Origin of the sequence: Rhodoblastus acidophilus (assembly GCF_025961575.1) — a bacterium.
GTDB classification, from domain to species: Bacteria; Pseudomonadota; Alphaproteobacteria; order Rhizobiales; family Beijerinckiaceae; genus Rhodoblastus; species Rhodoblastus acidophilus_C.
In genome coordinates this window covers 1-25,013 of record NZ_JAOQNX010000027.1, presented here as the reverse complement: position 1 = coordinate 25,013, position 25,013 = coordinate 1, and the positions used below count along the sequence as shown (strand labels likewise).

Below are 25,013 nucleotides of genomic sequence, written 5' to 3'. Positions count from 1 at the left end.
CAACTGGCTTGAACAATGCGATTCTTTCTTCGTGATTGCGAGGGAGGAATCCCATGGCCCGATCTTACAGCCAGGATTTGCGTGATCGCGTTATCGACGCCGCGTTTTCTGGCAAGTCAGCCCGGGGCTCCGCTGCTCACTTTGGGATCGGCGTGGCGACCGCCATCGTCTGGGTCCGACGCGTTCGGGAAACCGGCGAGCGGACGGCCCGCAAACGAGGTCAGCCGCCGCACAGCAAACTTGACCCGCATCGCGATTTTCTGCTCAAACTGATCGAGGCGACGCCAGACATGACGATCAGCGAATTGCTGGAGCGGTTGGCGGCGGAACGAGGCGTCAAAGCGTCGCGCTCGACCTTGTGGACCTTCCTCGACCGCTGTGGGCTGACGTTTAAAAAAAACCGCGCACGCCTCTGAGCAGTCCCGGCCCGACATTTTGAAGCGCCGCGAAGATTGGCTCGAAGGGCAACTGGACCTCGATCCGCAGCGCCTTGTGTTCATTGATGAAACATGGGCTTCGACCAATATGGCGCGCACGCGCGGCCGCGCGCCCAAAGGCGAAAGACTGCGCGCCAGCATTCCGCATGGCCATTGGAAAACGACGACGTTCATCGGCGCTCTGCGATTGACGGGCATGACCGCACCGATGGTGCTCGACGGACCCATCAACGGCGCCTGGTTCCAGGCTTACGTCGATCGCGTGCTGGTCCCGACGCTCTCGCCCGGCGACATCGTGATCATGGACAATCTCGGCAGCCACAAGCGTCCCGCGATCCGAGCCGCCATTGAAGCGGCGGGCGCGCAGCTGATTTATCTGCCGCCCTACAGTCCCGACTTCAACCCGATCGAGAACGCCTTCTCAAAGCTCAAGGCGCTGCTGCGAAAAGCTGCGGAGCGAACGGTCGAGGGCCTATGGGAGGCGATAGGCGCGCTCCTGTCAGCTTTCACGCCGCAAGAGTGCGCCAATTTCTTCGCCGCAGCAGGATATGATCCGGATTAAGTCGAATCCGCTCTAAAGCCCGTTCGGTGAACGGGAGTTCACCGAACGGGCTCTAGACGACTTCGTCGGGCGCCAGGGCGCAGGCGGGCGAGGGGTCGATCTCGATCTGCACGGTCGGATGGTCGATCCCGAATTTCTCCGCCAGCTCTTGCGCCAGTTCGTGCAAAAAAGCGTCGCCGGGATGGCCCGTCGGCATCACCAGATGGCAGGTGAGGGCGACATGGGTCGTGCTCATCGGCCAGATGTGCAGGTCGTGCAGCGCGGCGACGCCCGGTTTTGCGCACAGGAATTCGCGGACTTTGGCCGGATCGATGCGCGGCGGCACCGCAGCCAGCGACATGCTGAGCGATTCCACCAGCAGCCGCCATGTGCCCCAGATGATCAGGCCGCTGATGATCAGACTGACGACGGGGTCGAGCCACAGCGCCCCGGTCAACGCGATCGCCGCGCCGACGGCGACCACGCCGGCGGAGACCAGCGCGTCCGACGCCATGTGCAGGAAGGCGCCGCGCAGGTTGATGTCGTCCTTGCCGCCCGAGGCGAACAGCCAAGCCGTAAAACCGTTGACGACGATGCCGGCGGCGGCCACCCACATCACCACTGCCCCCGCGACGGGTTGGGGCTCGCCCAGGCGCCAGATCGCCTCCCAGGCGATGGCGCCGACGGCGACCAGCAGGAACACGGCGTTGAACAAAGCGGCGAGGATGGATGAGCCGCGAAAGCCGTAGGTGAACCGGGCGCTCGGCGCTCTTTTGACCAGTTCGCTCGCCACCCAGGCGACGGCGAGGCCGAGCACGTCGCCGAGATTGTGCCCGGCGTCGGCCAGCAGCGACATGGAATTGGCGAAAAAGCCGAAAGCCGCCTCGATGAGCACAAAGGCGCTGTTCAGGCCGATGCCGATGGCGAAGGCGCGGCCGAAATTTTTGGGCGCGTGGACGTGAGCGTGTCCATGGCCATGGTGGTGGTCATGGTCATGGTGGTCATGGTCATGACCGTCGTGGTGATCGTGGTGGTCGTGGGCGTGATCGTGCATAAAGGCTCCGGCGTTGCGTCGAATCTAAACCTCGCTTGACCGGAAGCAAGCCCGCGCCCTTGACGCGGGGCGCGTAAAACCGCATGGTCGCGGCATGACGCTGTCGAAAATTCTTTGCCGGATTTCGATTATCAGCTAGCTGCAAAGCTGGCTGGCGCCGTCATGTCTCCTCAAAACCTGTGAGATCGACGCCCGGCCAGAGCAGGGGAGTCCCATGGCCGCGGTACTGAAACTTTACAATACTTTGACCCGCGAGCGCGAAAATTTCGCGCCGATCGATCCGTCGCGGGTGCGGCTCTATGTCTGCGGCCCCACCGTTTATGATTTCGCCCATATCGGCAACGCCCGGCCGCTGATCGTCTTCGACGTGCTTTACCGGCTGCTGCGGGAGCTTTATGGCCGCAAGCACGTCAAATATGTTCGCAACATCACCGACGTCGACGATAAGATCAACGCCCGCGCCGCCGAACGCGGCATTTCCATCCGCGAGCTGACCGAGGGGACCAACGCGGTCTTCCAGCGGGATGTTTCGGATCTGAACTGCCTGCCGCCGGATGTGCAGCCGCGCGCGACCGACCATATTTCCGAAATGATCGGCATTGTGGAGCGGCTGATCGCCAACGGCCACGCCTATGCCGCCGACGGCCATGTGCTGTTCGATGTGCCCTCCATGGCGGACTATGGGAAATTGTCGCGGCGTTCGCTCGACGACATGGTCGCCGGCGCCCGCGTCGAGGTCGCGCCCTACAAGAAGGGCGAGATGGATTTTGTGCTGTGGAAGCCGTCGAAAGAGGGCGAGCCCGGCTGGGACAGCCCCTGGGGCTTTGGCCGGCCCGGCTGGCATCTGGAATGCTCGGCCATGTCGCACAAGCATCTGGGCGAGGTCTTTGACATTCACGGCGGCGGCATCGATCTGGTGTTTCCCCACCACGAGAACGAGATCGCCCAGACCCGCTGCGCCTTCGGCCATGACGTGATGGCCAATGTCTGGATGCACAATGGTTTCTTGCAGGTGGAAGGCGAGAAAATGTCCAAGAGCCTGGGCAATTTCGTCACCATCCATGAATTGCTGCATGAGGAGAAATTTGGGGGACGGGCGTGGAAGGGCGAGGTTTTGCGGCTCGCCATGTTGCGCAGCCATTACCGCCAGCCGATCGACTGGACGGTGAAGGCGCTTGAAGAAGCGGAAAAGACCCTGCAACGCTGGTACGCGCTGCTGCGCGACAAAAAGCCGGCGGCGGGCGCGCTGGCCGAGGCTTTTGTCGAGGCTTTGTGCGACGACCTCAACACGCCCGGCGCGATTTCGGAGCTGCACCAGCTGGCGAAGGCGGGTGAGGCCGACGCGCTTTTGCGCGCCGCGAATCTTTTGGGATTGTTGCACGACGATCCCGCCGCTTGGGACGCGAAGGCTTCGGCCGACATTGACGCGGCCGAGGTGGAACGGCTGATCGAGGAGCGCCTGGCGGCGCGTCGGGCGAAGAATTTCGCGGAATCGGATCGGTTGCGCGACGTGCTGGTCGGCATGGGCGTCAAGCTGATGGACGCGAAAAACAAGCAGACCGGCGAGCTTGAGACGACTTGGGAGGTGGGGTGAGGCCCAACACCTGACGGGCGCTCCTTCTCCCCATAGGCCGTCGAAAGACGGGCGTCCTTTCGGACGCCCTATGGCGGGAGAAGGTGGCGCGCAACGCCGGATGAGGGGTTCTTCCCTTGCGACCAGCGTCCCCTCATCCGTCTCGCGCTTCGCGCGAGCCACCTTCTCCCGCAAGGGGAGAAGGAGTTCCCCTACCTTTCGGGACTGAGAACGTCATGACCGAACCTCAAAAATCCTGGCGCGATTCCCTGCCTTTCCCCGCGCATTGGCTGGGCTATATCGCCATCAAAATCATCGTGCTGGCGCTGGCCGTCTATCTCGTCCTGCGCTGGAAGGGGGTTGTTTGATGGCCGTCGCCTTGAGACCGGCGCTGCCGGCCGACGCGCCCGCGCTCGCCGCCCTGTTTCGCGCCAGCGTCGAAGTTTTGGGGGCTGAGGACTATTCCGAAGCCCAGGTCGAAGCCTGGAGCGCGCTCGCCGACGACGAGGCCGAATTCGCCAAAAAGCTCGCGTCAAAACTCACCATCGTCGCGCTCGCGGATGGCGCGCTGGCCGGCTTCGCCGCGCTGAAGGGAACCGACGTTCTGGACATGCTCTATGTCCACCCGAATTTCTCTCGGCGCGGCGTCGCCAGCACACTTTGCGACGCGCTGGAAAAGCTGGCCGCCGCGCGCCACGCCAAAAAGCTGACCGTGGACGCCAGCGACAGCGCCGAAAAATTCTTCGCGCGCCGCGGCTATGTCGCGCAGCGCCGCAACATGACCTTCCTCGGCGAGGAGGTTTTGGGCAACACCACCATGACCAAAGATTTACCTGCCATGACGGGACCGACACAATGAGCCGCGAACGCGTCTATCTGTTCGACACCACTCTTCGCGATGGCGCCCAGACCACGGGCGTCGATTTCTCGCTCGACGACAAGAAACAGATCGCCGTCCTGCTCGACGCGCTCGGCGTTGATTATGTCGAGGGCGGCTATCCCGGCGCCAATCCGCTCGACACCGAGTTCTTCAAGACCAGGCAGACGCGCAAGGCGCGCTTCACCGCCTTCGGCATGACCAAGAGGGCGGGGCGCTCGGCCGCCAACGATCCCGGCGTCGCCGCGCTGCTCGACAGCGCCGCCGACACCATCACCTTTGTCGCCAAGAGCTGGGACTATCAGGTCCATGTCGCCCTCGGCTGCACGCTCGAGGAAAATCTCGAGGGGATCGAGGACAGCGTCCGCGCGGCGGTGAAGGCCGGCCGCGAAGTGATCGTCGATTGCGAGCATTTTTTCGACGGTTTTAAGGACAATTCCGATTACGCCCTGCAATGCGCCGAAGCCGCCTATAAGGCCGGGGCGCGCTGGGTGGTTTTGTGCGACACCAATGGCGGCACGCTGCCGCATGAGGTCGAGGCGATCGTTCGGAAAGTCTCGGAAAAAGTGCCGGGCGACCATCTCGGCATCCATGCCCACAACGACACCGAACAGGCGGTGGCCAATTCGTTCGCCGCCTTGCGCGGCGGCGCCCGGCAGATCCACGGCGCGCTCAACGGTCTGGGCGAGCGTTGCGGCAACGCCAATCTGTGCTCGATCATCCCGACTTTGCTGCTGAAGAAGGAAATGGCCGACGCCTATGAGATCGGCGTGTCGCTGGACTCGCTGCGCGGCCTGACGAAACTGTCGCATACGCTCGACGAGCTGCTGAACCGCGCGCCGGATCGCCACGCGCCTTATGTGGGCGCGTCCGCCTTCGCCACCAAGGCCGGCATCCACGCGTCGGCCGTGTTGAAGGACCCGCGCACCTACGAGCATGTCACGCCCGAAAGCACCGGCAACCAGCGCCGCGTGCTGGTTTCGGATCAGGCCGGAAAATCCAACATTCTGGCCGAACTGGAGCGCCTGGGCGTCCAGGTCGCCAAGGACGATCCCCGCGTGAACCGGCTGCTCCATAAGGTGAAGGAGAAGGAGGCGCAGGGCTATGCCTATGAGGGCGCCGACGCCTCCTTCGAGCTGTTGGCGCGGCGCATCCTCGGACAGGTTCCCAGTTATTTCGAGGTCGAGCGTTTCCGCGTCGACGTCGAACGCCGGCACAATGCGCAGGGTGAGCTGGAAACCTTTTCGGAAGCCACGGTGCGCGTCAATGTCGATGGCCAGAGCCTGATTTCCGCCGCCGAGGGCAACGGGCCGGTCCATGCGCTCTATCTGGCTCTGTGCAAGGATTTGGGCAAATACCAGCAATTCACCGGCGATATTGAATTGCGCGATTTCCGCGTGCGCGTGTTCCAGGGCGGCGCCGACGCCGTCACCCGCGTGCTCGTCGAATTCGGCGACAGGGACGGCGAGGTCTGGTCCACGGTCGGCGTGTCCGCCAACCTGATCGACGCCTCGTTCCAGGCGCTCCTCGACGCCATCGACTATAAATTGTTGAAGGCCGGCGCCGTCTGAGGGGTTCGCTTCTCGGTCCCTTTGAGTGCTGAGGCATGCGTCCGGGCGTTAGGCCCGGGCGCGGCGCCGCGTGATCGCCTGGGCGCGCGCGGCGCGTTCCGCCGATCTCGCCGTCGGTCCGGCGAGCGCCCGCCGCGCTTTCCTTCTGGCGCACATCCACTTCCGGAAAAGGCGCGTGTGTCGTGATTCCGCATGATCACGGCGCAGCAAAGGCGCGTGCAGCAGAGCTTGGCGCAAGCGTAAAATTTTCAACTCCCAGAGAGAAAGATGAGAGGGTATTTATCTATCCAAAATAAAAATGCTTGTCCGCGGGTGATCCGAACTTGCGACTTTGCGGCAGGAATCGCGTCAGACGCGCATGTGTGTGAGGCGAGCATTTGTGCGTGTTTTAAATTTTCTACTCTGCAAGATGAGTTTTGTGGAATATTTATCTAAGAGAAATAAATTTGCCCATCTCGAGTCTGATCAAACTTGATATTGTCTATCGATTTCTGTGTCATTTCTACAACGCGAGGCCTCAGAATTGCCTTGATGACCCTGATTACGCCTCGATTATGACGACGCCGCCTTCTTCGGGCGGGGGCGCTGGATTATTGTGAAGCTCTCGGAAGCTCCCGGTCACGCCACACGGCCAACCCCGCTGCAACCGGGTTGGAGCAATCCAATGTGCAACTGAAGCCCTCGGGAGGGGTATTCACAATGAAACTCACCGCCAAATTCGCCGGCGCATTGTTCGGCGCCATGACTTTCTCGGGCGCCGCGCTCGCCAGCATCGCCGGTTCGACCACGCCCCCCGGCGAACGCGCCGGTCTCGACCTCGCCTCGCCGCTGCCGGAAGGCGTGTATTTCATCGACATCGCCTCGGTCGGCTCCTGGCGCTCGACCAAGGCCGGCAGCAATGGTTTTGACTACAACGTCCCGCTCGTCGCCTGGTCGACCCCCTGGACCATCGCCGGCGGCCGCATCCAGTTCCTCGGCGCCGTTCCGGAAATCAACGCCACTTCGCCGACCGGCGGCCTCGGCGGCATCTCGGGGCGCGGCCTCTACAACCCCTTCCTCGCGGGTCAGATCGCCTGGAACATCGGCAACGGCTTCTCGGTCTCCTATCTCGCCGGCGTTTACATCGGCATTACCGGCACGGACCTCTGGTCCGCCGGCGTCAAGCTCGCCGCCAATCCGTTCAACCAGACCACGTTCCATCAGCAATTGGCGCTCGCCTGGCACGGCGACGGCTGGAACGCGACCGCCAACCTGATTTTCAACCTGATCGGCAACACCAATTCCGTGAACGGCGGCGCTCCGTTCGCTCCGTTCCTGCCGGTACCGCGGCAGAACGCCAATTTCTTCAACTACGACCTGGGCCTGACCAAGACCCTGGGCAAGTGGGAAGTCGGCGTGATCGGTTACGGCTCGGTCGGGTCGACCGGAACCTACAACGATCCGCTCTACGGACCGAACACCCCGCTCGCCGGCAGCGGCTATTCCCAGTTCGCGCTGGGCGGCCTGGTCGGCTACAATTTCGGCCCGGTGATCACCCAGGCGACCGTCGCGACCGACCTCTACGTGCACGACAGCACCTCCGGCCACCTGCCGGGCTACGCCTGGCCGCAGAAGGAAACCCGCGGGCTGCTGCGCACCATCATCCCGCTGTGGAACCCGGAAGCGCCGAAGGCCGTCGTCGCCAAGTACTGAGACTTGTTTCGCTCGGTCGGGCCTCGCGCCTGACCGCGTCGCCTTCGACCGCCGGCGGTTCTCCGCCGGCGGTTTTGCATGTTGTTAGGCGCCAATGCGGAAATTTGCGCCGCATCATGGCCCGCACAAGATTGTTGCGGTAATGTGACGCGTTGACAGGCTCGGGCGGCCCGCCCGCCGCAGAACAAGGATTTGCGCGTGAACGAAACCGTCCCGCCGCCGCCCGCCGCTTCCAAGCCCGCCGTTGAAAAGAAGCCCGCCGCGCCGGCCGCCCCCAAGGTCGCCGCGCCAGCCAAGACGGGGGCTCCGCATGGGCCGGCTGCGGATGAGCCGCATCATCGCCTCGCGCAGATGAAGCATGATCCCGTCGCGATCCGGCGCGTGTTCGAGAGCGGCGAATATCCTTATGCGCAGCATATGCGCACCGCCCCCTATGAAGAGCACATGCTGAAATTGCAGCAGGAGTTGCTCAAGGCGCAGCGCTGGGTCGAGAGCAGCGGCGAGAAGATCGTCATGTTGTTCGAGGGGCGCGACGCCGCCGGCAAGGGCGGCACGATCAAACGATATATGGAGCACATGAACCCGCGCACGGCGCGCGTCGTCGCCCTGCAAAAGCCGACCGAGCGTGAGCGCACGCAATGGTTTTTCCAGCGCTACATTTCGCAATTGCCGTCGGGCGGCGAAATCTGCCTTTTCGACCGCTCCTGGTACAATCGGGCCGGCGTCGAGCGCGTCATGGGGTTTTGCACGCCCACCGAATATCTCGAATTCATGCGGCAATGCCCCGAGGTCGAGCGCATGCTGGCGCGCTCGGGCGTGCGGCTGTTCAAATATTGGTTTTCGGTGTCGCGGGAAGAGCAGCGGCGGCGTTTTGAAGCGCGCAAGGACGACCCGCTGAAACAATGGAAACTTTCGCCGATCGACCTCGCCTCGCTCGACAAATGGGACGATTACACCGAGGCGAAGGAGGCCATGTTCTTCTACACGGACACGGCCGACGCTCCCTGGACCATCATCAAGTCGGACGACAAGAAACGGGCGCGGCTCAATTGCATGACCCATTTCCTGTGGTCCTTGCCCTATCCGAACAAGGACCTTTCGATCATCCACGCTCCGGACCCGCTGATCGTCGGTTCGACCGAGCATGTGATCGGCCGGGACATGCACATCATCGACAAGACCGTGCATCCCGAGTTGAAGCGGGGGTAGGGCGACTTGTTGATCGACGGCCGATGTAGTAATGTTGCTACATGGAGGCCGCATGAGCGTCATCACCATCACCAGTCGCGAATTCAATCAGGATGTCGGCCGCGCCAAAAAGGCCGCGCAAAGCGGTCCTGTGCTCATCACTGATCGCGGTCGGCCCGCGCATGTCCTGCTGTCGATCGAGGAATATCGCCGCCTGACGGGTGGCTCTGAAACCCTGGCGGAGGCTTTGGCGCAGCCCGGCGCGCCCGATGTCGATTTTGCGCCGCCGAAACTCGAACGCGTGACCCGCGATGCGGATTTGAGCTGATGTATCTGCTCGACACCAATGTGGTGTCGGAGCTGCGCCGTTCCGAGCGCGCCGATCCCAAAGTTTTGGGCTGGGCGGCGTCGGTCGCCTCGGCGGAGGTTTTTTTGTCCGCGGTCAGCATTGTGGAACTGGAGATGGGCGTGCTGTCCGTCGAACGCCGAGACGCCGCTCAGGGAAAGGTATTGCGCTCCTGGCTTGAAGGCCAGGTTCTGCCGCGCTTCCTTGGACGCGTCCTGGCGGTTGATCTCGCCGTTGCGCGCGCCTGCGCGCGGCTGCATGTTCCCGATCGTCAGTCCGAACGCGACGCGCTGATTGCGGCGACTGCGCTGGTTCATGGCCTGACGGTGGTGACGCGCAATATTCGCGATTTTGAAGCGAGCGGATGCCGTCTGCTGAATCCCTGGAGCGAATCCGAACAGGGCGTTTGAAAACGAAACCGGCCGCTATCGCGCATTCGGTGAACTCCCGTTCACCGAATGCGCTCTAGTTCTTTATTTTGACGCATTTTCTTCACGCGAACCGGCATCCACTTCGCTCGAAAATGCTCTAGGGCGGCCGGTCGAGTTTTTGGGGACGCCTGCGCCGCCCGTTACATCGCCTGGGGGCCGCGGGTGATCGCGGCGACGCCGGTGCGGGACACTTCAACCAGCCCGATCGGCCGCATCAGTTCGACGAAATCGTCGATTTTTTTCGGCGCACCGGTCAGCTCGAAAATAAAGCTTTCCGTGGTGGCGTCGATGACGCGGGCGCGAAACGCCTCGGCGAGGCGCAGGGCTTCGGTGCGGGCCTCGCCCTTGCCGCGCACCTTGATCATCGCCAGTTCGCGCTGAACAAAAGCGTTGTCGAGGCTGAGGTCGGTGACCCTGTGGATGGGCACGATGCGTTCGAGCTGGTGGGAAATCTGCTCGATGGTCTCCGGCGCGCCGGAGGTGACCACGGTGATGCGCGAAAGGCCTTGGAGATGGGCGACTTCGGCGACCGTCAGGCTTTCGATGTTGTAGCCGCGTCCGGAAAACAGGCCGACGACCCGGGCGAGAACGCCGGGTTCGTTGTCGACGAGGACGGACAGGACATGGGTTTCGTGGCGCTCGGTCTTGCCGGCGGAGGAGGAGTAGGGCGAAAGGGCGGCCTGGGCGTTCATGGGGCGTTCCTGAAAGTGTTCTCAATCCTGGGCGGTTGCGTCCCCTCTCCCCCGCTCGAGGGGAGAGGGAGGTGTCCTCACACCAGCATCTTGCCCTTGTCGTCGATGACCTTGCCGATGTCTTCCTCGAAATCGGGCAGGATCATGTCGTTGTGGGCCTTGCCCGACGGGATCATCGGCAGGCAATTCTCCGCCTTGTCCACCAGGCAATCGAAGAGCACCGCGCCGGGATAGTCGATCATCTCCTGGATCGCCGCGTCGAGGTTTTTGGGGTCGGAGCAGCGAATGCCCTTCATGCCATAGGCTTCCGCCAGCTTGACGAAATCGGGCAGGGCTTCGGAATAGGACGAGGAATAGCGCCCGCCATGAAGCAGTTCCTGCCACTGGCGCACCATGCCCATATATTCGTTGTTGAGGATGAACACTTTGACCGGCGCCAAGAACTGTTTTGCCGTCGAGAGTTCCTGGATGTTCATCAGGATCGAGGCTTCGCCGGCGATGTCGATCACCAGCGCGTCGGGATGGGCGAGCTGGGTGCCGATCGCGGCGGGCAGGCCATAGCCCATCGTGCCCAGGCCGCCGGAGGTCATCCAGCGGTTGGGCTCCTCGAACTTGTAGTGCTGCGCCGCCCACATCTGGTGCTGGCCCACTTCGGTGGTGATGTAGGTCTTGCGGTCCTTGGTCAGCTCATACAGACGCTCGATGGCGTATTGCGGCTTGATGGTCGTATCCGACTTTTTGTAGCCGAAACTCTTGCGCGCCCGCCACTTGTCGATCTGCGCCCACCAGGCGCCGAGCGCCTTGGCGTCGGTCTGGTGCGCCTCGGCGCGCCACAGGCGCACGATGTCCTCGAGCACATGCCCGCAGTCGCCGACAATGGCGAGGTCCACCATCACGGTCTTGTTGATGGAGGAGGGGTCGATGTCGATGTGGATCTTCTTCGAGCCCGGGGAGAAGGCGTCGAGGCGGCCGGTGATGCGGTCGTCGAAGCGCGCGCCGATGCAGACCATGAGGTCGCAATCATGCATGGCGTTGTTGGCCTCGTAGGAGCCGTGCATGCCGAGCATGCCCAGCCAGTTCGGGCCGGAGCCGGGATAGGCGCCCAGGCCCATCAGCGTCGAGGTGATGGGGAAATTGGTCTGCTGCACCAGTTCGCGCAACAAAGTGGAGGCGGCCGGGCCGGCGTTGACCACGCCGCCGCCGGTGTAGAGGATCGGCTTCTTCGCCTTGGCCATCATCGCCACGGCCTGCTTGATCTTGCCGATGTCGGCTTTTACGCGCGGATGGTACGTTTTGTGTTGCGCATTCTTGGGCGGCGCATAGGGGCCGCTGGCGAATTGCACATCCTTGGGGATGTCGATCACCACCGGGCCGGGACGTCCGGAACGGGCGATGTAAAAAGCCTCGTGGAGGATGCGCGGCAAATCCTCGATCTTGCGCACGAGGTAATTATGCTTGGTGCAATGGCGGGTCAGGCCAACCGTGTCGCATTCCTGGAACGCGTCGGAGCCGATCAGATGGGTCGGCACTTGCCCCGTGATGCAGACCACGGGAATGGAATCCATGAGCGCGTCGGTGAGGCCGGTGATGGCGTTGGTCGCGCCCGGGCCGGAGGTCACCAGCACCGCGCCGACCTTGCCGGTCGAGCGGGCGTAGCCTTCCGCCGCATGGGCCGCGCCCTGTTCGTGGCGCACCAGCACGTGCTGGACCTTGTCCTGGTGGAACAAAGCGTCATAGATCGGAAGGACCGCGCCGCCGGGATAGCCGAACAAATGCGTCACGCCCTGGTCTTGCAGGGCTTGCACCACCATTTCGGCGCCGGTCATGATCTTCGACATCTTCCGTTCCACCTTTTTCCGTTGCCTGTGGCCCGTCGCCTCGGCCCATTGTCGCAGAAAATAAAAAAGGCCCCTTTCGGGACCCGGATCAAGCGCCAGCTTCAGGATACCGGGTCACACCCGGCCTGTTTCTGGCGCTTCATTTACGACAAGGAGGTTCACGCGTTCCATTCTCCTGAATAGGGGAGATTTACTATGACAGGCGGGCGCGACGGTCAAGAGCTTCCCCGTAAAATCGCGGAAAGCGCATGCTTGACGGAGCGGGACGCCTCCACTAACCCGGAAAGCGTTTCATTCCGCCCGGTTTGATGGCGAGGACAGCAATGAGCGCCGGCAAGCCGGAAGACAGTTTTCAATGGCTCACGGCCTCCACTTTGCGCCGCTTGCTCGACGTCATGCAGGACCCTTGCGCGGAAGCGGAAGACGACTTTTTCGCCCCGAAGAACGGTCCGGAAATCGTGCTGTCCGCCGGCGCTGGGCGCAAGATCGGCAAACACATGGTTTTCCCGGCGGATGCGGCGATCGCTGCGCCGGACTGGCTGGTCCTGTGCGAAACCCGCGCGGCGACGGAGAGCGAGGGCGCCGTTTTCGGCCTGGCCGCGCGCCTTTCCGGCGCGGCCGAACCGGAGGAATTCGCCCGGCGCGCCTGCGCGCTGTTTTGGGGGGGCGCGCCGGCGCCCCAAGAATTTACTGGGATGGCCCGCGAGGATTTTTTCGCCGCCGCGCTTTCTGCGCCTGAAATTTCGGGGCGGCGCTGGCGGTTCGCCCTGCTGCCGCTCGACGGCGAACTCAGCGCCGTGTTCGGACCCGAGGGGTTCGACGAACTGAACCCGCCCCGGTTCATCGTCGAGGACTGACATGACTGCGCGCAAGCCTAGAGCTCTCGTGCTCTGCTTTTTTCCCGCTTTTTCGCCGCCGTCGAGCGGCGGCGAGATGCGGCTCGGCGGCCTCTATCGCGAGCTGTCGCGCCATTATGACATCACCCTGCTGACCTCGACCGACTACGGCGCCCGCTTCGAGGACATCCAGCACAGTCCCGACTTTCGGGAATTGCGCTTTCCCAAGGACGACCATTGGCGCAAGGCGCAGGCCACCCTGCTGGAGGCGGGCGTCGTCGGCGATCTCTGGGGGCTGATGTTCGCGCTGGCGGTGAGCGACCCCGCCTGCGCGCTGCGCCGCGCCGCCTGCGAACTGGCCGAAGGCGTGGATGTCATCCTCCACGAATTTCCGTTTTCGGAGCCGATTTTCGCCGAGGGCGCGCCCGCGCCCGAAGTTTACAATGCGCATAATGTCGAGGCGAGCCTGCTCTCCTCGATCGTCGCCGGGCCGGGGTTCGAGACCGTCTGGCTGAAATTGCTGCGCATGGAGGGCAACCTCGTCCGTCGCGCCAGGACATTCGCGGCGAGCGAAGGCGACGCCGAGGTGTTTCGCCTGCTCTATGGCGCGACAAACGTGCTGGCCTGCCCCAACGGCTATGCCGAGGCCGAGATCGGCGCGATCGCCGCGGCGCGGGAAGCGTCGCCGCGCGAGGCCGGGGCGCGCCTGCTGTTCACCGGCTCGGCGCACATGCCCAATGTCGACGCGGCCGAAAATATTCTGGTCCTCGCCCGTCATCTGCCGGACTGCCGGTTTGTCCTCGCCGGGGGCGTTTGCGCGGCGATCGCGCACAAGCCGCGGCCGGACAATGTCGAGCTGTTCGGGTTTTTCACGCCGGCGCAGAAGAAGGAATTGCTGGGCGACGCCGACCTCTACATCAATCCGGTGGTGCGCGGCTCCGGCTCCAGCCTCAAGGCGGTCGAGGCGCTGGCCGCCGGCGTGCCGATGGTGTCGACGCCCGAAGGGGTGCGCGGCCTGGGGCTGACGCCGGACGAACACGCGGTCATCGTGCAGCGCGAGGATTTTGTCCTGGCGATCCGCCGCGCGCTGGCCGATGGCGCGCTGCGGGCGCGGATCGCCGCGCAGGGCCGGGAGCTGGCCAGGGCGCGCTTCGGCTGGGGCGCGATCGCCGATCAATTGGCCGCCGACTTGCGCCGGGACGCCGCCGCCGCGCCGGCGGCGGCGCGGCCCATGGTCCTGGCCTTCAACGATTATCCCGTGGCCGGCGCCCCCTCGGGCGGCGCGGCGCGGATCGCCAACCTGCTCGGCGCGCTCGGGTGCGACGTCGTTCTTCTAACCTTTGCCGAACACGCCCAAATCGGCCTGCTCGATCAGGGCGTGCTGCACGTCGGCGTCCCCAAACACGCTGAGCACGCCGCCTTCGAGGCGGAGGTGAACCGGGACCAGTCGGTGTCGGTGAACGACGGAGTCGCCGCGCTGTTCGTCGCGGCCAACCGGGCGCTGCGGGAGATTGCGGCCGCGCTGGCGCATTCCGCGCAAGCCTTCATTTTCGAACATCCCTATATGGCGCCGGCGCTCGAGGATTTGCGCCGTTTGCGGCCCGACGCGCCCGTCGTCTACAGCGCCCACAATGTCGAGGCGGAGCTGAAGCGCAAGCTGCTGCGCGGCCATCCGCTGGCGCGCACTCTTGTCGGTTTCATCGCCGAACTCGAGCGCCGTCTCGTCGCGCAGGCCGACCTGATCGTCTGCTGCACGCCGGGCGATCGCGCCCATTTCGCCAAGATGAGTTCGGTTCCGATCGTTGTCGCCGGCAATGGCTGCCGGATCGGGCCGTTCGAAAGGGCGGGCCGCGCGCCGGGCCTGTTCGGACGGGTCGGCTTCTTGGGCTCCAGCCATGGCCCCAATGTCGAGGCCGCCGACTATATCGTGCGCACGTTGGCGCCGGCCTTTCCTCAATTGCGCTTCGAGCTGATCGGCTCGGTCTGCTCGGCGCTCAAGGCGACGGCGCCGAATGTGGTCCTGCACGGCGTCGCGCCGGAGCGCGTGAAAAATGTCGTCATGTCGCAATGGGATCTGGCGCTGAACCCCGTCACCGTCGGCGGCGGCTCCAGCTTGAAATTGCCGGATTACATGGCGCAGGGCCTGCCGACCCTCAACACCCCGCAAGGGGCGCGCGGGTTCGCCGTCGCCGAGCGCGGCGCGGGCCGGGTGGTCGAACTTTTGGAGTTTCCGCGCGCGCTGGCGCAGATGTTTTCGGATCCCGCCGCCCTTCTGGCGCAGGGGGGGCGCGCGCGCGCCTATGCGGAGCAGGACTTGTCCTGGGCGGCGATCGCGCAGGCTTTTCGGGCGGCGTTGCAGCCGCTTCTGCGCGCGCCGGCGCCGCCGCCTGGCAAAAAACTGCTGGTCGTGACCTATCGCTACACCGAACCGTCGCTCGGCGGCGCCGAGGAATATCTGGTTGAAGTTGCGAAACGGCTGCGCGGCCGGTTCGCGCGCATCGACCTTGCGGCGGTCGACGTCGAGCGCATCGAGAACCGTCATCATTTCGGCTGTGCGCTGACGGCGGGTCCAGGCGCCGCGGGCCGGATCGGCGAGATTTTTGACGGCGCCCGCTATTTCCCCAACGAGGAGCTCGACGAGGCCGAGTTGCGGAGCCGTGCGCAAGACTTGGAGCGGGTCTGGGCGCAGGAGGAGTTTCATCTGCTCGCCCCCTTCGCCAAAAGCCTTGGCGACGCCCAGGCGCCGCGGCTGCTGTCGGGATTTTATGGGACCGAATATCTGGACGGGCGCGCGCGTCGTTGGACGGCGCCGGATTTCTCCGTCCTGATCCCGCGCGAAGCGCGGTTTTTCCATCTGCGCGGCGTCGCGACCGTGGAAAAGAACCTGTCGCTGATTCTGGTGCAAGCGCCGCGCGATGGGTCGCCGATCATCAGCCTGAATTGCGAGGCGCGTCTTTCCGACCATTTCGATGTGCATTTCGCCTTGCCCGAAGCGCCGGACGACTGTGTCCGCATCCTTCTGTGCCGGGCGGACGAGCATGAGACGCCGCCCGATCATCGCCCGTTCGGCGTGATGGTCGAGGCGGCCGCCGTCTCCTGCGCCGGCGCCGAGGATTTTTCGGCCTTGCGCACGCATGCGGCCGATCTCGCCTTCCAGCCGGAGGATGTGCTGCGCGAGGATTTCGAGGGCTGGGCGGCGGCTTTGCGCCAGGCCGCCCTGCGACGCGAACCCGACGCCGACGCCGCCTTTTCCGCCATGCGCGGCCCTCACGCCCCGGCGATGCAGGATTGGCTGGCGGCGCATGGCGGCGGCTACGATTGCGTTCTGGTCCAGGGCGTTCCCTTCGACGTCGTTCCCAGCTCCGTGGCGACGCTGGCGGGCCTGAGCAAAAGGCCGCGCATCGTCGCCCTGCCGCACTTTCACGGCGACGACCGTTTTTATCATTGGCGGAGCTATTACGACGCTTTTGCCAGCGCAGACCGGACGCTGCTGTTCTCGGATTCTTTGGCGCGCATGTTGGGAGATGCGGAAAAATGCGCCGTCGTTCCCGGGGGCGGCGTCAGTTTTGGCGATCTGGGCGGCCCCGGCGTCGGGCGCGCCTTTCGCGAAGTCTGCCCAGTCCAAAATCCCTTTTATCTGGTCTTGGGGCGCAAGACCGGCTCCAAGGGCTATTTCGACGTGATCGAAGCCCATCTCAAATTGCGCGCCCGCCGCTCCGACATCGATCTGGTGATGATCGGACCCGACGACGACGGCTTCGCTGTCGCCGCGCCGGGCCTTCATGTTCTTGGGCGACAGAGCCGCGAAATTGTGCGCGGCGCGCTCGCCGCCTGCCTCGGGCTGATCAGCATGAGCCGCAGCGAGAGTTTTGGCATCGTGCTGTGCGAGGCCTGGCTGTTCGGCAAGCCGGTGATCGCCAACGCCCGCTGCGCCGCCTTCCGCGATCTGGTGCGTCCCGAGGAGACCGGGATTCTGGCCGCCGGCGTGGAGGAGCTCGCCGGCGCCATGGCGCGGCTGGCCGACGATCCCGAGGCGCGCCGGCGCATGGGCCGCGCCGGTTTTGTCGAGGTCGTCGCCAAGTATTCCTGGGACAAATGCGCCGACGCCATTGCCGCGACGCTCGGGGCAGGAGACTCTGACTGAAGGACGCGGTCAGATTGCTGTCGTGTGACGCTGAAATCGCACGATGCTACGGGAATATTTTTGTTATTAATATTAATACAATGCGCTCGCGCTTGAAAATGCTCCAGATTTCGTGGCAAACTGGTCGCCTTGCGCGCAAACTTTATGTTCGCTATAAATAGAATGTTATCCAAGGAATTTGGGAAGCTCATGGCCAGCATTGAGATTTTGCCCGCGGCGCGCGCAGGGCGCGCCAAGGCGTCCGAAGACAATGGCTTCCATCACGACGCCGGGGAAAAGCACAAATCCGCCCTCGAATGCCTGTGCATGGTCGCGGCGCATCACGCCGTCACGGTCACCGTCGACGAAATCGTTCATGACAACGCCTTGCCTGACCGCGCGGTCGATTATGACGGGCTGGTCCACTGCGCGCGCAAGGCCGGTTTCAAGGCCAAGCTGGTCCATCTCGACTGGGACGGCCTGACCCAGATCGGCCAGGCCGTTCCCGCCATCATCCGCCTCAAGACCGGCGCGAGCCTGGTGCTGGCGCGGGTCGCCATCGACCATCGCATGCCGCTCGGCGTGTGGCTGCATGATCCCAACGCCGCCGAAGGCGCGGAATTGTTCGTCGACTGGCTGCGCTTCCAGGAGATCTGGACCGGCGAAGTCGTCCTGATCCGCCGCAATTACGACATCAAGGACGAAGAGCAGCCCTTCAGCCTCAATCTGATCGCGGCGCTGGTCTTTCGCGAACGGAGGCTGGCGCGCGATATCGCCATCAGCGCGCTCGTCCTGAGCCTGCTGGCGCTGGCGCCGATCATCTACTGGCAGTTGATGAGCCAAAAGGTGATTGCATTCAAGGCGATGAACACGTTCACGGTGCTGACCGTGGGCATGCTCGTCCTGGTCGTGTTCGAAACCATCTTCGCCTATTTGCGCTCCTACATGTTGCAAGCGCTGACCTCCCGGGTCGACGTGCGCCTTTCCGAATATCTGTTGGACCGCGTCCTGGCCTTGCCGATCGATTTCTTCGAGCGCAACGAGGTCGGCCGCGTGATGCACAACATCAACGAGCTCTGGAAAATCCGCAACTTCTTGACCGGCCAGTTGTTCGGGACTGTGCTCGACTCGATGACGCTGCTGTTCTTCCTGCCCGTCATGTTCTTTTTCAGCCCCCTGCTCACCTTCATTGTGCTGGGGATCTGCGGTCTGATCGTCCTGTGGCTTGTCGCCATGCTTCCGACCTTCCGCGACGCGACAGAGCGCGTGATCGCCACGCAGACCGAGCGCGGCTCGTTCCTGTACCAGACGGTCGCCGGCATGCGCACGGTGAAGTCGCTGGCGCTGGAAAGCCGTCAGCGGCGGGAATGGGACGTTCTGGTTGCGCGCGTGGCAAAAGCGCTCGACCATCAGGCGAAGGTCGCCGCCTTCATCCAGACCGGCGTGCGGCCGCTGGAGCGTCTGGCCGTCACGGGCAGCTATGCCGTCGGCGTCTATCTGGCGCTGACCACCGACGATCCGACTCTTATCGCCTCGCTGTTCGCCTTCCTGATGCTGTCGCAACGCGTCGCCGGTCCGCTGATGCAGATGGCGCAATTGATCACCCAGGGCGACGAAGCGCGGGCCGCCGTCTCTGTCGTGAAGGGACTGCTGAACCAGCCCCGTGAGGAAGGCATTGGGGACGGCGGCGTGCGCAAGCCGCTTGTCGGCCATGTCGAGTTCTCGAAGGTGCGCTTCACCTACAAGGGCGCGCTCAGCCCGGCCATTGACGATGTGTCCTTCGAGATCCCGGTCGGCACGACGCTCGGCGTGGTCGGACGCTCAGGTTCGGGCAAGACCACGCTGACGCGTCTGCTTCAGCGCCTGCATTCCGACTATGAGGGTCTGATCAAGATCGACGGCGTGGACGCGCGCGAGTACAATATCGCGCATCTGCGCCGCAGTCTCGGCGTGGTCCTCCAGGAAAACTTCCTGTTCCGCGGCACGATCCGCGACAACATCATGGCCGCCAAGCCCAGCGCGACCTTCGACGAGGTGGTGCGCGCGGCGCGCCTGGCTGGGGCGGAGGAATTCATCGATCGTCTGCCGCGCGGCTACGACACCTACATCTACGAGGGCTCGCCCAATCTTTCCGGTGGCCAGCGCCAGCGCCTGGCGATCGCGCGCTGCATGATCCTCGATCCGAAGATCCTGATCTTCGACGAGGCCACCAGCGCGCTCGATCCGGATTCCGAAAACATCGTCAACGAGAACATCCGCAAGATCGCCAAGGGCCGCACGGTGATCGTGATTTCCCACCGCCTGTCCTCGCTGGTCAATTCCGACGCCATCCTCGTGCTGGAGCGCGGCAAGTTCCTCGACATGGCGCCGCATCGGGTGCTTCTGGAGCGCTGCGAGATCTATCGCAGCCTGTGGCTGCAGCAGAACGGGCATATCGAGGCCGCGGCCAGCAACCGCCTGCCGGGAAGGGGGGCGAGCCTTGTCTAAGAACGCGCTTGCGACCGTCCGGTCGTTCCAGTCGGAGATCGCGGCGATCCGGGAGGCCCCGGAGCCCCTGAGCGCGCGCATCACGCTGCATGTGCTGGCCGCGATGATCGTCGTCTTCGTGGCGCTCCTCTTTTTCATGCGCATCGATCGCGTCGTCGGCAGCGTCGGCGGCAAGGTGACGGTCAGCACGGCGCGCAATGTGTTTCAGGCGCTGGACACCTCGATCATCAAGTCGATCGATGTCCGCCCGGGCGATACGGTGAAGAAGGGACAAGTGCTGGCGACGCTCGATCCGACCTTCGCCGCCGCCGACGTCACCCAGTTGAAGCAGCAGATCGCCAGCCTGAATCCCCAGATTCTCAGGGATGAGGCCGAACTGTCGGGCAAGCCGCCTGTGTTTCCTGCGAGCTCCGATCCGACGGAGTCAAAATACAATGAGCTGCAAAAAGCCTTGTATGCCCAGCGGGTGGCGCAATATGCGGCGCAGATCAACAGTTACCGGGAAAAGGAAAAGCAGATCGAGGCGACCATCGTCAAGACCAACAACGACATCGCCCGTATCAAGGAGCGCGTGGAGATCGCCGCCAAGGTCGAAGAGATGCGCAACAAGCTGCTGGCCAGCGGCGCCGGCTCTCTGCTGAACCAACTGGCGTCCAAGGACCAGCGCGTCGAACAGATGCGCGCCTTCGAGAACATGACCAACAGCCTCAAGGAGGCGGAGGCGCAGCTGTCGTCGGTGCGCGCCGATCGCGAGGCCTTCATTCAGCAATGGTCGACCCAGATCAGCCAGGATCTGGTCACCGCGCGCAACAATCGGGACAATGCGCTCGCGCAGCTCGAAAAGGCCCAGAAACACCAGGACCTCGTCCAGATCACCGCTGCGGAAGACTCCATCATCCTGACCGTGGCCAAGCTCTCGGTCGGTTCCGTTCTGAGCGCCGGCGCCGATTTCATCACCGCCATGCCGGTGGGGGTTCCCGTGGCGGCGGAGGTCAATGTGCTGACGCGCGACATCGGTTTTGTGCGCGTCGGCGATCCCGCGACGCTGAAAGTCGACGCCTTCGACTTCACCCACCATGGGTATGCGGAGGGGCGCGTCAAGTGGATCACCGAAGGCGCCTTCACCGTGAACGAAGACACCAATCAGCCCACAGAACCCTATTATCGCGTTGGCATCGCCATCGAAAATTACCACTTCGTCAAGGTCCCGGACAATTTCCGGCTCATGCCCGGCATGACGCTGGTCGCCGACATCAAGGTCGGCTCCCGCTCGGCGGGCGCCTATCTGATGGAGGGCATGCTCCGCGGCGTCAGCGGCGCGATGCGCGAACCATGAGGAAGCATCTGCGCAGAGCGGCGCACGGGCTGCGCCGACTCGCCGATCGTCGCGCGGTCGTCTGGCTGAAGCGCCGCGCGGAATCCGCGGTCGAGGACGGGTATCTCCCCATGGCGGTCCGTCTCTGGCTGCGCGCCTACGAGGCGGGCGACCTGGAAAGCGCCTTTCGCATCGCGGAATGTTATGAGCGCGGCCTGGGTGTCGGCTGGAATCGCGCCGATGCGCTGATGTGGTACAGGCGCGCCGCCGAACAAGGGCATGTCGAGGCGCAATTCCGGCTCGGGCGCGGCCTGCTGGAGGGCGCACAAACGCCCGTTCCCGAATATTGGAAGCGCACCACGCGCGACCCCGACACGGCGGCCCGCGTGGAAGAGGCGCTTTATGCCGGCGGCGGCCGGCATCCGGCTGATCCCGAACAGGCGATCGCCTGGCTGGAGCGGGCGGCCGAATCCGGCCTTGCCCAAGCCGACGCCTTGCTCGGCATGATCCATGTGCTCGGCAAGCATGCGCCCCAGAATTACGAAAAGGGCCTGTTCCACTTCGAACGCGGCGCGCAGCGCGGCGACGCCTCGGCGCAGTTTGGACTGGGCGACATTCTCTATCGCGGCCTGGCCGGCGGCGCGCCGGATCAGGCGGCCGGCGCGCACTGGTACGAAAAGGCCGCGGATCAGGGCCATTGCACCGCCCAGCTGGCGACCGCGACGATCTACCGCGACGGCGCGGGACGCGACGCCGATGTTGAACGCTTCGCCCATTACATGGGGCTGGCCGCCGAAGGGGGCGACGCCTTCGCGCAATTCGAATTCTCGGTTATGCTGCAGCGCGGACAGGGGGTCGAAGCGGACCTGAGCCGCGCCGAGACATTCTTGCGCAAGTCGGCCAAGCGCGACTATCTGCCCGCGATCATCGCGCTGGCGGATCTCTACAGCCAAGGCGGCGCGGTCGAGCCGGACTGGCGCGAGGCCGCGCGCTGGCGGCTGCGGGCGGCGGAGCTCGGCGATCTCAACGCCATGTTCCTCTATGCCCGTCACGCCGCCAACGGCGTCGGCATGTCGCCCAACCTCCAGGAGGCGGCGCGCTGGTTCCTGAAGGCGGCCGAGCAAGGCCACGCCACGGCGGCTTACAATCTCGCGGTCTGCCATCAGCATGGGCAGGGCGTCGCGCAGGACCTCACGGAGGCGCTGCGCTGGTGCCAATATGCGGCCGACCATGGGTTGCGCGACGCCAAGGTGAAACTGGCCGAACTGCATCTCGCCGGCGCCGGGGGAACGCGCGACGCGCCCCGCGCCGTCGCACTGCTCAAGGAAGCCTCCGAGGCGGGAGACGGCCAGGCCAAGACGCAATTGGCGATGATCTATCTCGAGGGGCGCGACGTCTTCAAGGATTCGCGCAAGGCGGAACAATTGCTTCAGGATGCGGCCGACTCGGGCTATGTCGCCGCCTCCCTGCATCTGGGCCACCTCTATGCCGGCCATTACGATCCCGCCCGGGCGCAGCCCGAGGGCGCGCTCAGCCATTATCTCGTCGCGGCCCAGGCCGGCAACGTGATCGCCCAGCATCTGGTCGCCAACCAATTGCTGTCGCGCAACGACCCGGCGGTGGCGCATGAGGCGGTGCTTTGGCTGCGCAGGGCCGCCGAGGCCGGCTTTCCCCCCGCTTTGTTCCAGATGGGCGTCATTTTCTGCCAGGGCCAACTGGTCGAGAAGGATCTCACCGAGGGCGTGCGCTGGTACGAGCGCGCGGCGCAGCAGGGCCATGCGCTGGCGCTGTACAATCTCGGCGTTATGGTCGCCAAAGGCATGGGCGTCGAGGCCGATGTCGAAAAGGGCATGGAGATGATGAAGCGCGCCGAGGCCGAAGGCGCCCTCGGCGCCGCCAAACCGGCCGCCGAAACGCCTGGCGATCCGCCGGCGAAAGGCCGGCCGGCGCTCGGCGTCGTTTCAAGCCGCGGTTAAGCATGGCGGGGGATCGGTCGAGCATCGCCGGAGATTCGGCGGCCTGGCGGATCGGGCTGGCGCTGAGCCGTCAGGCGCGCGAGGCGCGTCGCGGCGGCGCCGATCCCCGCGACATCTTCTTCCAGCCTTTCGCGTCCGCCGCCAACCCGCTGCTGCTCGTGAGCGTCGGCGTCTGGCTGATGCGGCCCGATCTCCAGGAGGCCTTCGATCTTGAGACCGTCGAGGGCCAGACGCGCTTCCTGGCTTGGCAGGTGGATTATGGCGTCAAGGAATATGCCGTATTGCGCGAGGCCTTCGGCCGTCCCGATGTCCGCGGGCTCTATCTGAACGCGCCGGCCGAGGGGCCGCCGCCGGCGCCGGCGCTGCCGCCCTCCGGCGGCGTCAATCTGGTCGGCCATTTGCGCGCGCGACTCGGCATCGGCGAGGACGCGCGTTGCGCCGCCGCGGCCTTGACCGCCGCCGCCATTCCCCACGTGCTGATCGATGCGCCGACCGGCCCCGGCATCGGGACCGAGCCGCACGCCTTCGACGCCGAAATCGTCTCATCTCCGGTCCATGCGACCAATCTGCTGTTCCTGTCGGCCTGGGAGACGTTCCGGTATTTCTGCGTTCACGGCTCCGCGCTGTGGCGCGGCCGCAAAACCATCTGCGTCTGGCCCTGGGAATTGCCGCATTGGCCGGAGCCGCTGGCGTTCTGCACATTGCTCGCCGACGAGATCTGGGCGATCAGCGGTTTCGTGCGCAACGCCTTTGAATTGCGCGCGCCGGTTCCCGTGGTGTCGATGCCCTCGGCCGTGGTGGCTCAGGCGGCGGCGGATCGCGCCGCCTATGGACTTCCGGACGACGCCTTCGTGTTCGTCTGCTTCTTCGACGGCAATTCGTCCTTTGCGCGCAAGAATCCGGCCGGGGCGATCGCCGCCTTTCGCGCCGCTTTTCCCTTGCCGGATTTTTCGGTGCGTCTGGTGGTCAAGGCGATGCGCGCCGGGGCCTCCGCGCAAGCCTGGCGCGACCTCCAGGCCTCGGCTGGCGACGATCCCCGGATCGCTTTCGTCGACGAGGAATGGAGCCGGCAGGAGACCCTCGGCCTGCTCGCGAGTTGCGATTGCCTCGTCTCCCTGCACCGCGCCGAGGGGTTTGGACGGCCAATCGCCGAGGCCATTCTGTTGCGCCGGCCCGTAGTGGCGACGAGATGGTCGGGCAATCTCGATTTTCGTGACGAGGGCCTGCAATATCTGGTCGAGGCCGCCCTGCGGCCGACGCCCGCCGGCGCCTATGCCTGGGGCGAGGGGCAGGTCTGGGCGGAGCCCGATCCGGCGCAGGCCGTGGACGCGCTTCTCGCGGCGTTTCGCGGCCCCCGCGCCGCGCCGCCGCCCGGGCCGGCGTTCGATCCGGCGACTGTCGGCGCCCGCTATCGCGTCCGGCTGGAGGCGCTGGGCGCGATCGAGTCGGTCGGCGCGGGACGCACGGCTTCCTGAGCGAACCCGTTTTTTCGATTTCCTGCGTCCGCCGTTGGCGGCGTGGCAAATATCGCTATCGTGACCTTGAGCTGAACTTTTGTTCTGCGGGTGGGTCACGCGCATCGCCGATGGCGCCCACGGAACTGGAGGCATCGTCATGTGCGTCATGTGCAATCCCGCCTTTGCCGAAGCCTTCCGCAATTTCACCTTTCCGTCGCGGCGCCAGATGCTGAAGGCGGCGGCGGCTGGCGCGTTCGTCTGCGAGGCGGCCGATTCGGCGCCGGCGCTGGCGCAGGAGGGTTCGCTCCAGGATGTGGCCAGCCGGTTCGCGCGCAACACATTCCCGCAAGTCACCATTTTTCGCGCAAAAGACATTGTCACGCTCGACCCGGACAAACCGTCGGCCACCGCCGTCGCCGTGCTGGGCGATCGCATCCTGGCGGTCGGCTCGGTCGAGGAATTGCAGGCGGCGGCCGAAGGCCAACCCTATGTCGTCGACGAAACCTTTGCCGACAAGGTGATCGTCCCCGGCCTGATCGCCCAGCACGATCATCCCTTGCTGACCGGCCTGACCATGGT

The 25,013-nt window shown here is 64.6% G+C and carries 18 protein-coding genes and 1 pseudogene; 16 read left to right on the top strand and 3 right to left on the bottom strand.

What is annotated here, in order from left to right:
• The first annotated feature begins 53 nt into the window (after positions 1-53).
• Positions 54-999 (top strand): IS630 family transposase gene (locus M2320_RS17685; protein WP_264598407.1). Its coding sequence is split into 2 segments (ribosomal slippage): positions 54-394 and positions 393-999, totalling 948 coding nucleotides; the frame shifts between segments, so codons are not numbered across the junction.
• 52 nt (positions 1,000-1,051) lie between these two features.
• Here M2320_RS17685 and M2320_RS17680 read toward each other — a convergent pair.
• Positions 1,052-2,032 (bottom strand): cation diffusion facilitator family transporter, encoded by a 981-nt coding sequence (locus M2320_RS17680; RefSeq protein WP_264598406.1) that lies wholly within the window; start codon positions 2,030-2,032, stop codon positions 1,052-1,054.
• A gap of 214 nt (positions 2,033-2,246) precedes the next feature.
• On the opposite strand from M2320_RS17680, the gene cysS reads away from it, so the two are divergent.
• From cysS to M2320_RS17640, 8 genes are all read left to right on the top strand, one after another.
• On the top strand, positions 2,247-3,626 hold the full coding sequence (gene cysS / locus M2320_RS17675) for a cysteine--tRNA ligase (protein ID WP_264598405.1): 1,380 nt from the start codon (positions 2,247-2,249) through the stop codon (positions 3,624-3,626).
• A gap of 215 nt (positions 3,627-3,841) precedes the next feature.
• On the top strand, positions 3,842-3,973 hold the full coding sequence (locus M2320_RS17670) for a hypothetical protein (RefSeq protein ID WP_264598404.1): 132 nt from the start codon (positions 3,842-3,844) through the stop codon (positions 3,971-3,973).
• Positions 3,973-4,464, top strand: coding sequence for a GNAT family N-acetyltransferase (locus M2320_RS17665; protein WP_264598403.1), 492 nt, complete (start codon positions 3,973-3,975; stop codon positions 4,462-4,464). The genes M2320_RS17670 and M2320_RS17665 overlap by 1 nt, the downstream gene beginning before the upstream one ends.
• Complete coding sequence (cimA, locus tag M2320_RS17660) at positions 4,461-6,053, top strand: citramalate synthase (RefSeq protein WP_264598402.1); 1,593 nt, start codon at positions 4,461-4,463, stop codon at positions 6,051-6,053. The genes M2320_RS17665 and cimA overlap by 4 nt, the downstream gene beginning before the upstream one ends.
• Positions 6,054-6,752: 699 nt before the next feature.
• Positions 6,753-7,745, top strand: coding sequence for a transporter (locus M2320_RS17655; protein ID WP_264598401.1), 993 nt, complete (start codon positions 6,753-6,755; stop codon positions 7,743-7,745).
• Positions 7,746-7,943: 198 nt separating this feature from the next.
• The gene (ppk2, locus tag M2320_RS17650) at positions 7,944-8,954 is read left to right on the top strand and encodes a polyphosphate kinase 2 (protein ID WP_264598400.1); all 1,011 of its coding nucleotides are present in this window, start codon (positions 7,944-7,946) and stop codon (positions 8,952-8,954) included.
• Between the two features lie 52 nt (positions 8,955-9,006).
• Complete coding sequence (locus M2320_RS17645) at positions 9,007-9,261, top strand: type II toxin-antitoxin system Phd/YefM family antitoxin (protein ID WP_264598399.1); 255 nt, start codon at positions 9,007-9,009, stop codon at positions 9,259-9,261.
• Positions 9,261-9,689: a type II toxin-antitoxin system VapC family toxin gene (locus tag M2320_RS17640; RefSeq protein WP_264598398.1), complete on the top strand. Its 429-nt coding sequence runs from the start codon at positions 9,261-9,263 to the stop codon at positions 9,687-9,689. Before M2320_RS17645 ends, M2320_RS17640 begins: the two co-directional genes overlap by 1 nt.
• Before the next feature lie 161 nt (positions 9,690-9,850).
• Here M2320_RS17640 and ilvN read toward each other — a convergent pair whose 3' ends face one another.
• Positions 9,851-10,402 carry an acetolactate synthase small subunit gene (ilvN, locus tag M2320_RS17635; RefSeq protein ID WP_184427131.1) on the bottom strand — a complete coding sequence of 184 codons (552 nt, stop codon included), beginning with the start codon at positions 10,400-10,402 and terminating at the stop codon, positions 9,851-9,853.
• 77 nt (positions 10,403-10,479) lie between these two features.
• Positions 10,480-12,240, bottom strand: a complete 1,761-nt coding sequence (locus tag M2320_RS17630; protein WP_264598397.1) for an acetolactate synthase 3 large subunit — start codon at positions 12,238-12,240, stop codon at positions 10,480-10,482.
• Between the two features lie 323 nt (positions 12,241-12,563).
• On the opposite strand from M2320_RS17630, the gene M2320_RS17625 reads away from it, so the two are divergent.
• From M2320_RS17625 to M2320_RS17595, 7 genes and pseudogenes are all read left to right on the top strand, one after another.
• A complete protein-coding gene (locus tag M2320_RS17625; protein WP_264598396.1) occupies positions 12,564-13,097 on the top strand; it encodes a hypothetical protein in 534 nt (177 codons plus the stop codon).
• A gap of 28 nt (positions 13,098-13,125) precedes the next feature.
• The gene (locus M2320_RS17620) at positions 13,126-17,220 is read left to right on the top strand and encodes a glycosyltransferase (protein WP_264598395.1); all 4,095 of its coding nucleotides are present in this window, start codon (positions 13,126-13,128) and stop codon (positions 17,218-17,220) included.
• A gap of 189 nt (positions 17,221-17,409) precedes the next feature.
• The gene (locus tag M2320_RS17615; RefSeq protein ID WP_264598394.1) at positions 17,410-19,686 is read left to right on the top strand and encodes a peptidase domain-containing ABC transporter; all 2,277 of its coding nucleotides are present in this window, start codon (positions 17,410-17,412) and stop codon (positions 19,684-19,686) included.
• Positions 19,679-21,022: an HlyD family type I secretion periplasmic adaptor subunit gene (locus M2320_RS17610; protein ID WP_264598393.1), complete on the top strand. Its 1,344-nt coding sequence runs from the start codon at positions 19,679-19,681 to the stop codon at positions 21,020-21,022. The genes M2320_RS17615 and M2320_RS17610 overlap by 8 nt, the downstream gene beginning before the upstream one ends.
• Entirely contained in the window at positions 21,019-22,977 is a 1,959-nt protein-coding gene (locus tag M2320_RS17605) for a tetratricopeptide repeat protein (protein WP_264598392.1), read from the top strand. The genes M2320_RS17610 and M2320_RS17605 overlap by 4 nt, the downstream gene beginning before the upstream one ends.
• A gap of 2 nt (positions 22,978-22,979) precedes the next feature.
• Positions 22,980-24,452: a hypothetical protein gene (locus M2320_RS17600; RefSeq protein WP_264598391.1), complete on the top strand. Its 1,473-nt coding sequence runs from the start codon at positions 22,980-22,982 to the stop codon at positions 24,450-24,452.
• Positions 24,453-24,591: 139 nt separating this feature from the next.
• A pseudogene (locus M2320_RS17595) lies at positions 24,592-25,013 on the top strand (amidohydrolase); the annotation flags it as partial.

Excerpts from the sequence above, each read along its gene's own strand:
- M2320_RS17680 (WP_264598406.1), bottom strand. The coding sequence starts at position 2,032 with ATGCACGATCACGCCCACGACCACCACGATCACCACGACGGTCATGAC.
- cysS (WP_264598405.1), top strand. The coding sequence starts at position 2,247 with ATGGCCGCGGTACTGAAACTTTACAATACTTTGACCCGCGAGCGCGAA.
- M2320_RS17670 (WP_264598404.1), top strand. The coding sequence starts at position 3,842 with ATGACCGAACCTCAAAAATCCTGGCGCGATTCCCTGCCTTTCCCCGCG.
- M2320_RS17665 (WP_264598403.1), top strand. The coding sequence starts at position 3,973 with ATGGCCGTCGCCTTGAGACCGGCGCTGCCGGCCGACGCGCCCGCGCTC.
- cimA (WP_264598402.1), top strand. The coding sequence starts at position 4,461 with ATGAGCCGCGAACGCGTCTATCTGTTCGACACCACTCTTCGCGATGGC.
- M2320_RS17655 (WP_264598401.1), top strand. The coding sequence starts at position 6,753 with ATGAAACTCACCGCCAAATTCGCCGGCGCATTGTTCGGCGCCATGACT.
- M2320_RS17645 (WP_264598399.1), top strand. The coding sequence starts at position 9,007 with ATGAGCGTCATCACCATCACCAGTCGCGAATTCAATCAGGATGTCGGC.
- M2320_RS17640 (WP_264598398.1), top strand. The coding sequence starts at position 9,261 with ATGTATCTGCTCGACACCAATGTGGTGTCGGAGCTGCGCCGTTCCGAG.
- ilvN (WP_184427131.1), bottom strand. The coding sequence starts at position 10,402 with ATGAACGCCCAGGCCGCCCTTTCGCCCTACTCCTCCTCCGCCGGCAAG.
- M2320_RS17630 (WP_264598397.1), bottom strand. The coding sequence starts at position 12,240 with ATGTCGAAGATCATGACCGGCGCCGAAATGGTGGTGCAAGCCCTGCAA.
- M2320_RS17625 (WP_264598396.1), top strand. The coding sequence starts at position 12,564 with ATGAGCGCCGGCAAGCCGGAAGACAGTTTTCAATGGCTCACGGCCTCC.
- M2320_RS17615 (WP_264598394.1), top strand. The coding sequence starts at position 17,410 with ATGGCCAGCATTGAGATTTTGCCCGCGGCGCGCGCAGGGCGCGCCAAG.
- M2320_RS17605 (WP_264598392.1), top strand. The coding sequence starts at position 21,019 with ATGAGGAAGCATCTGCGCAGAGCGGCGCACGGGCTGCGCCGACTCGCC.
- M2320_RS17600 (WP_264598391.1), top strand. The coding sequence starts at position 22,980 with ATGGCGGGGGATCGGTCGAGCATCGCCGGAGATTCGGCGGCCTGGCGG.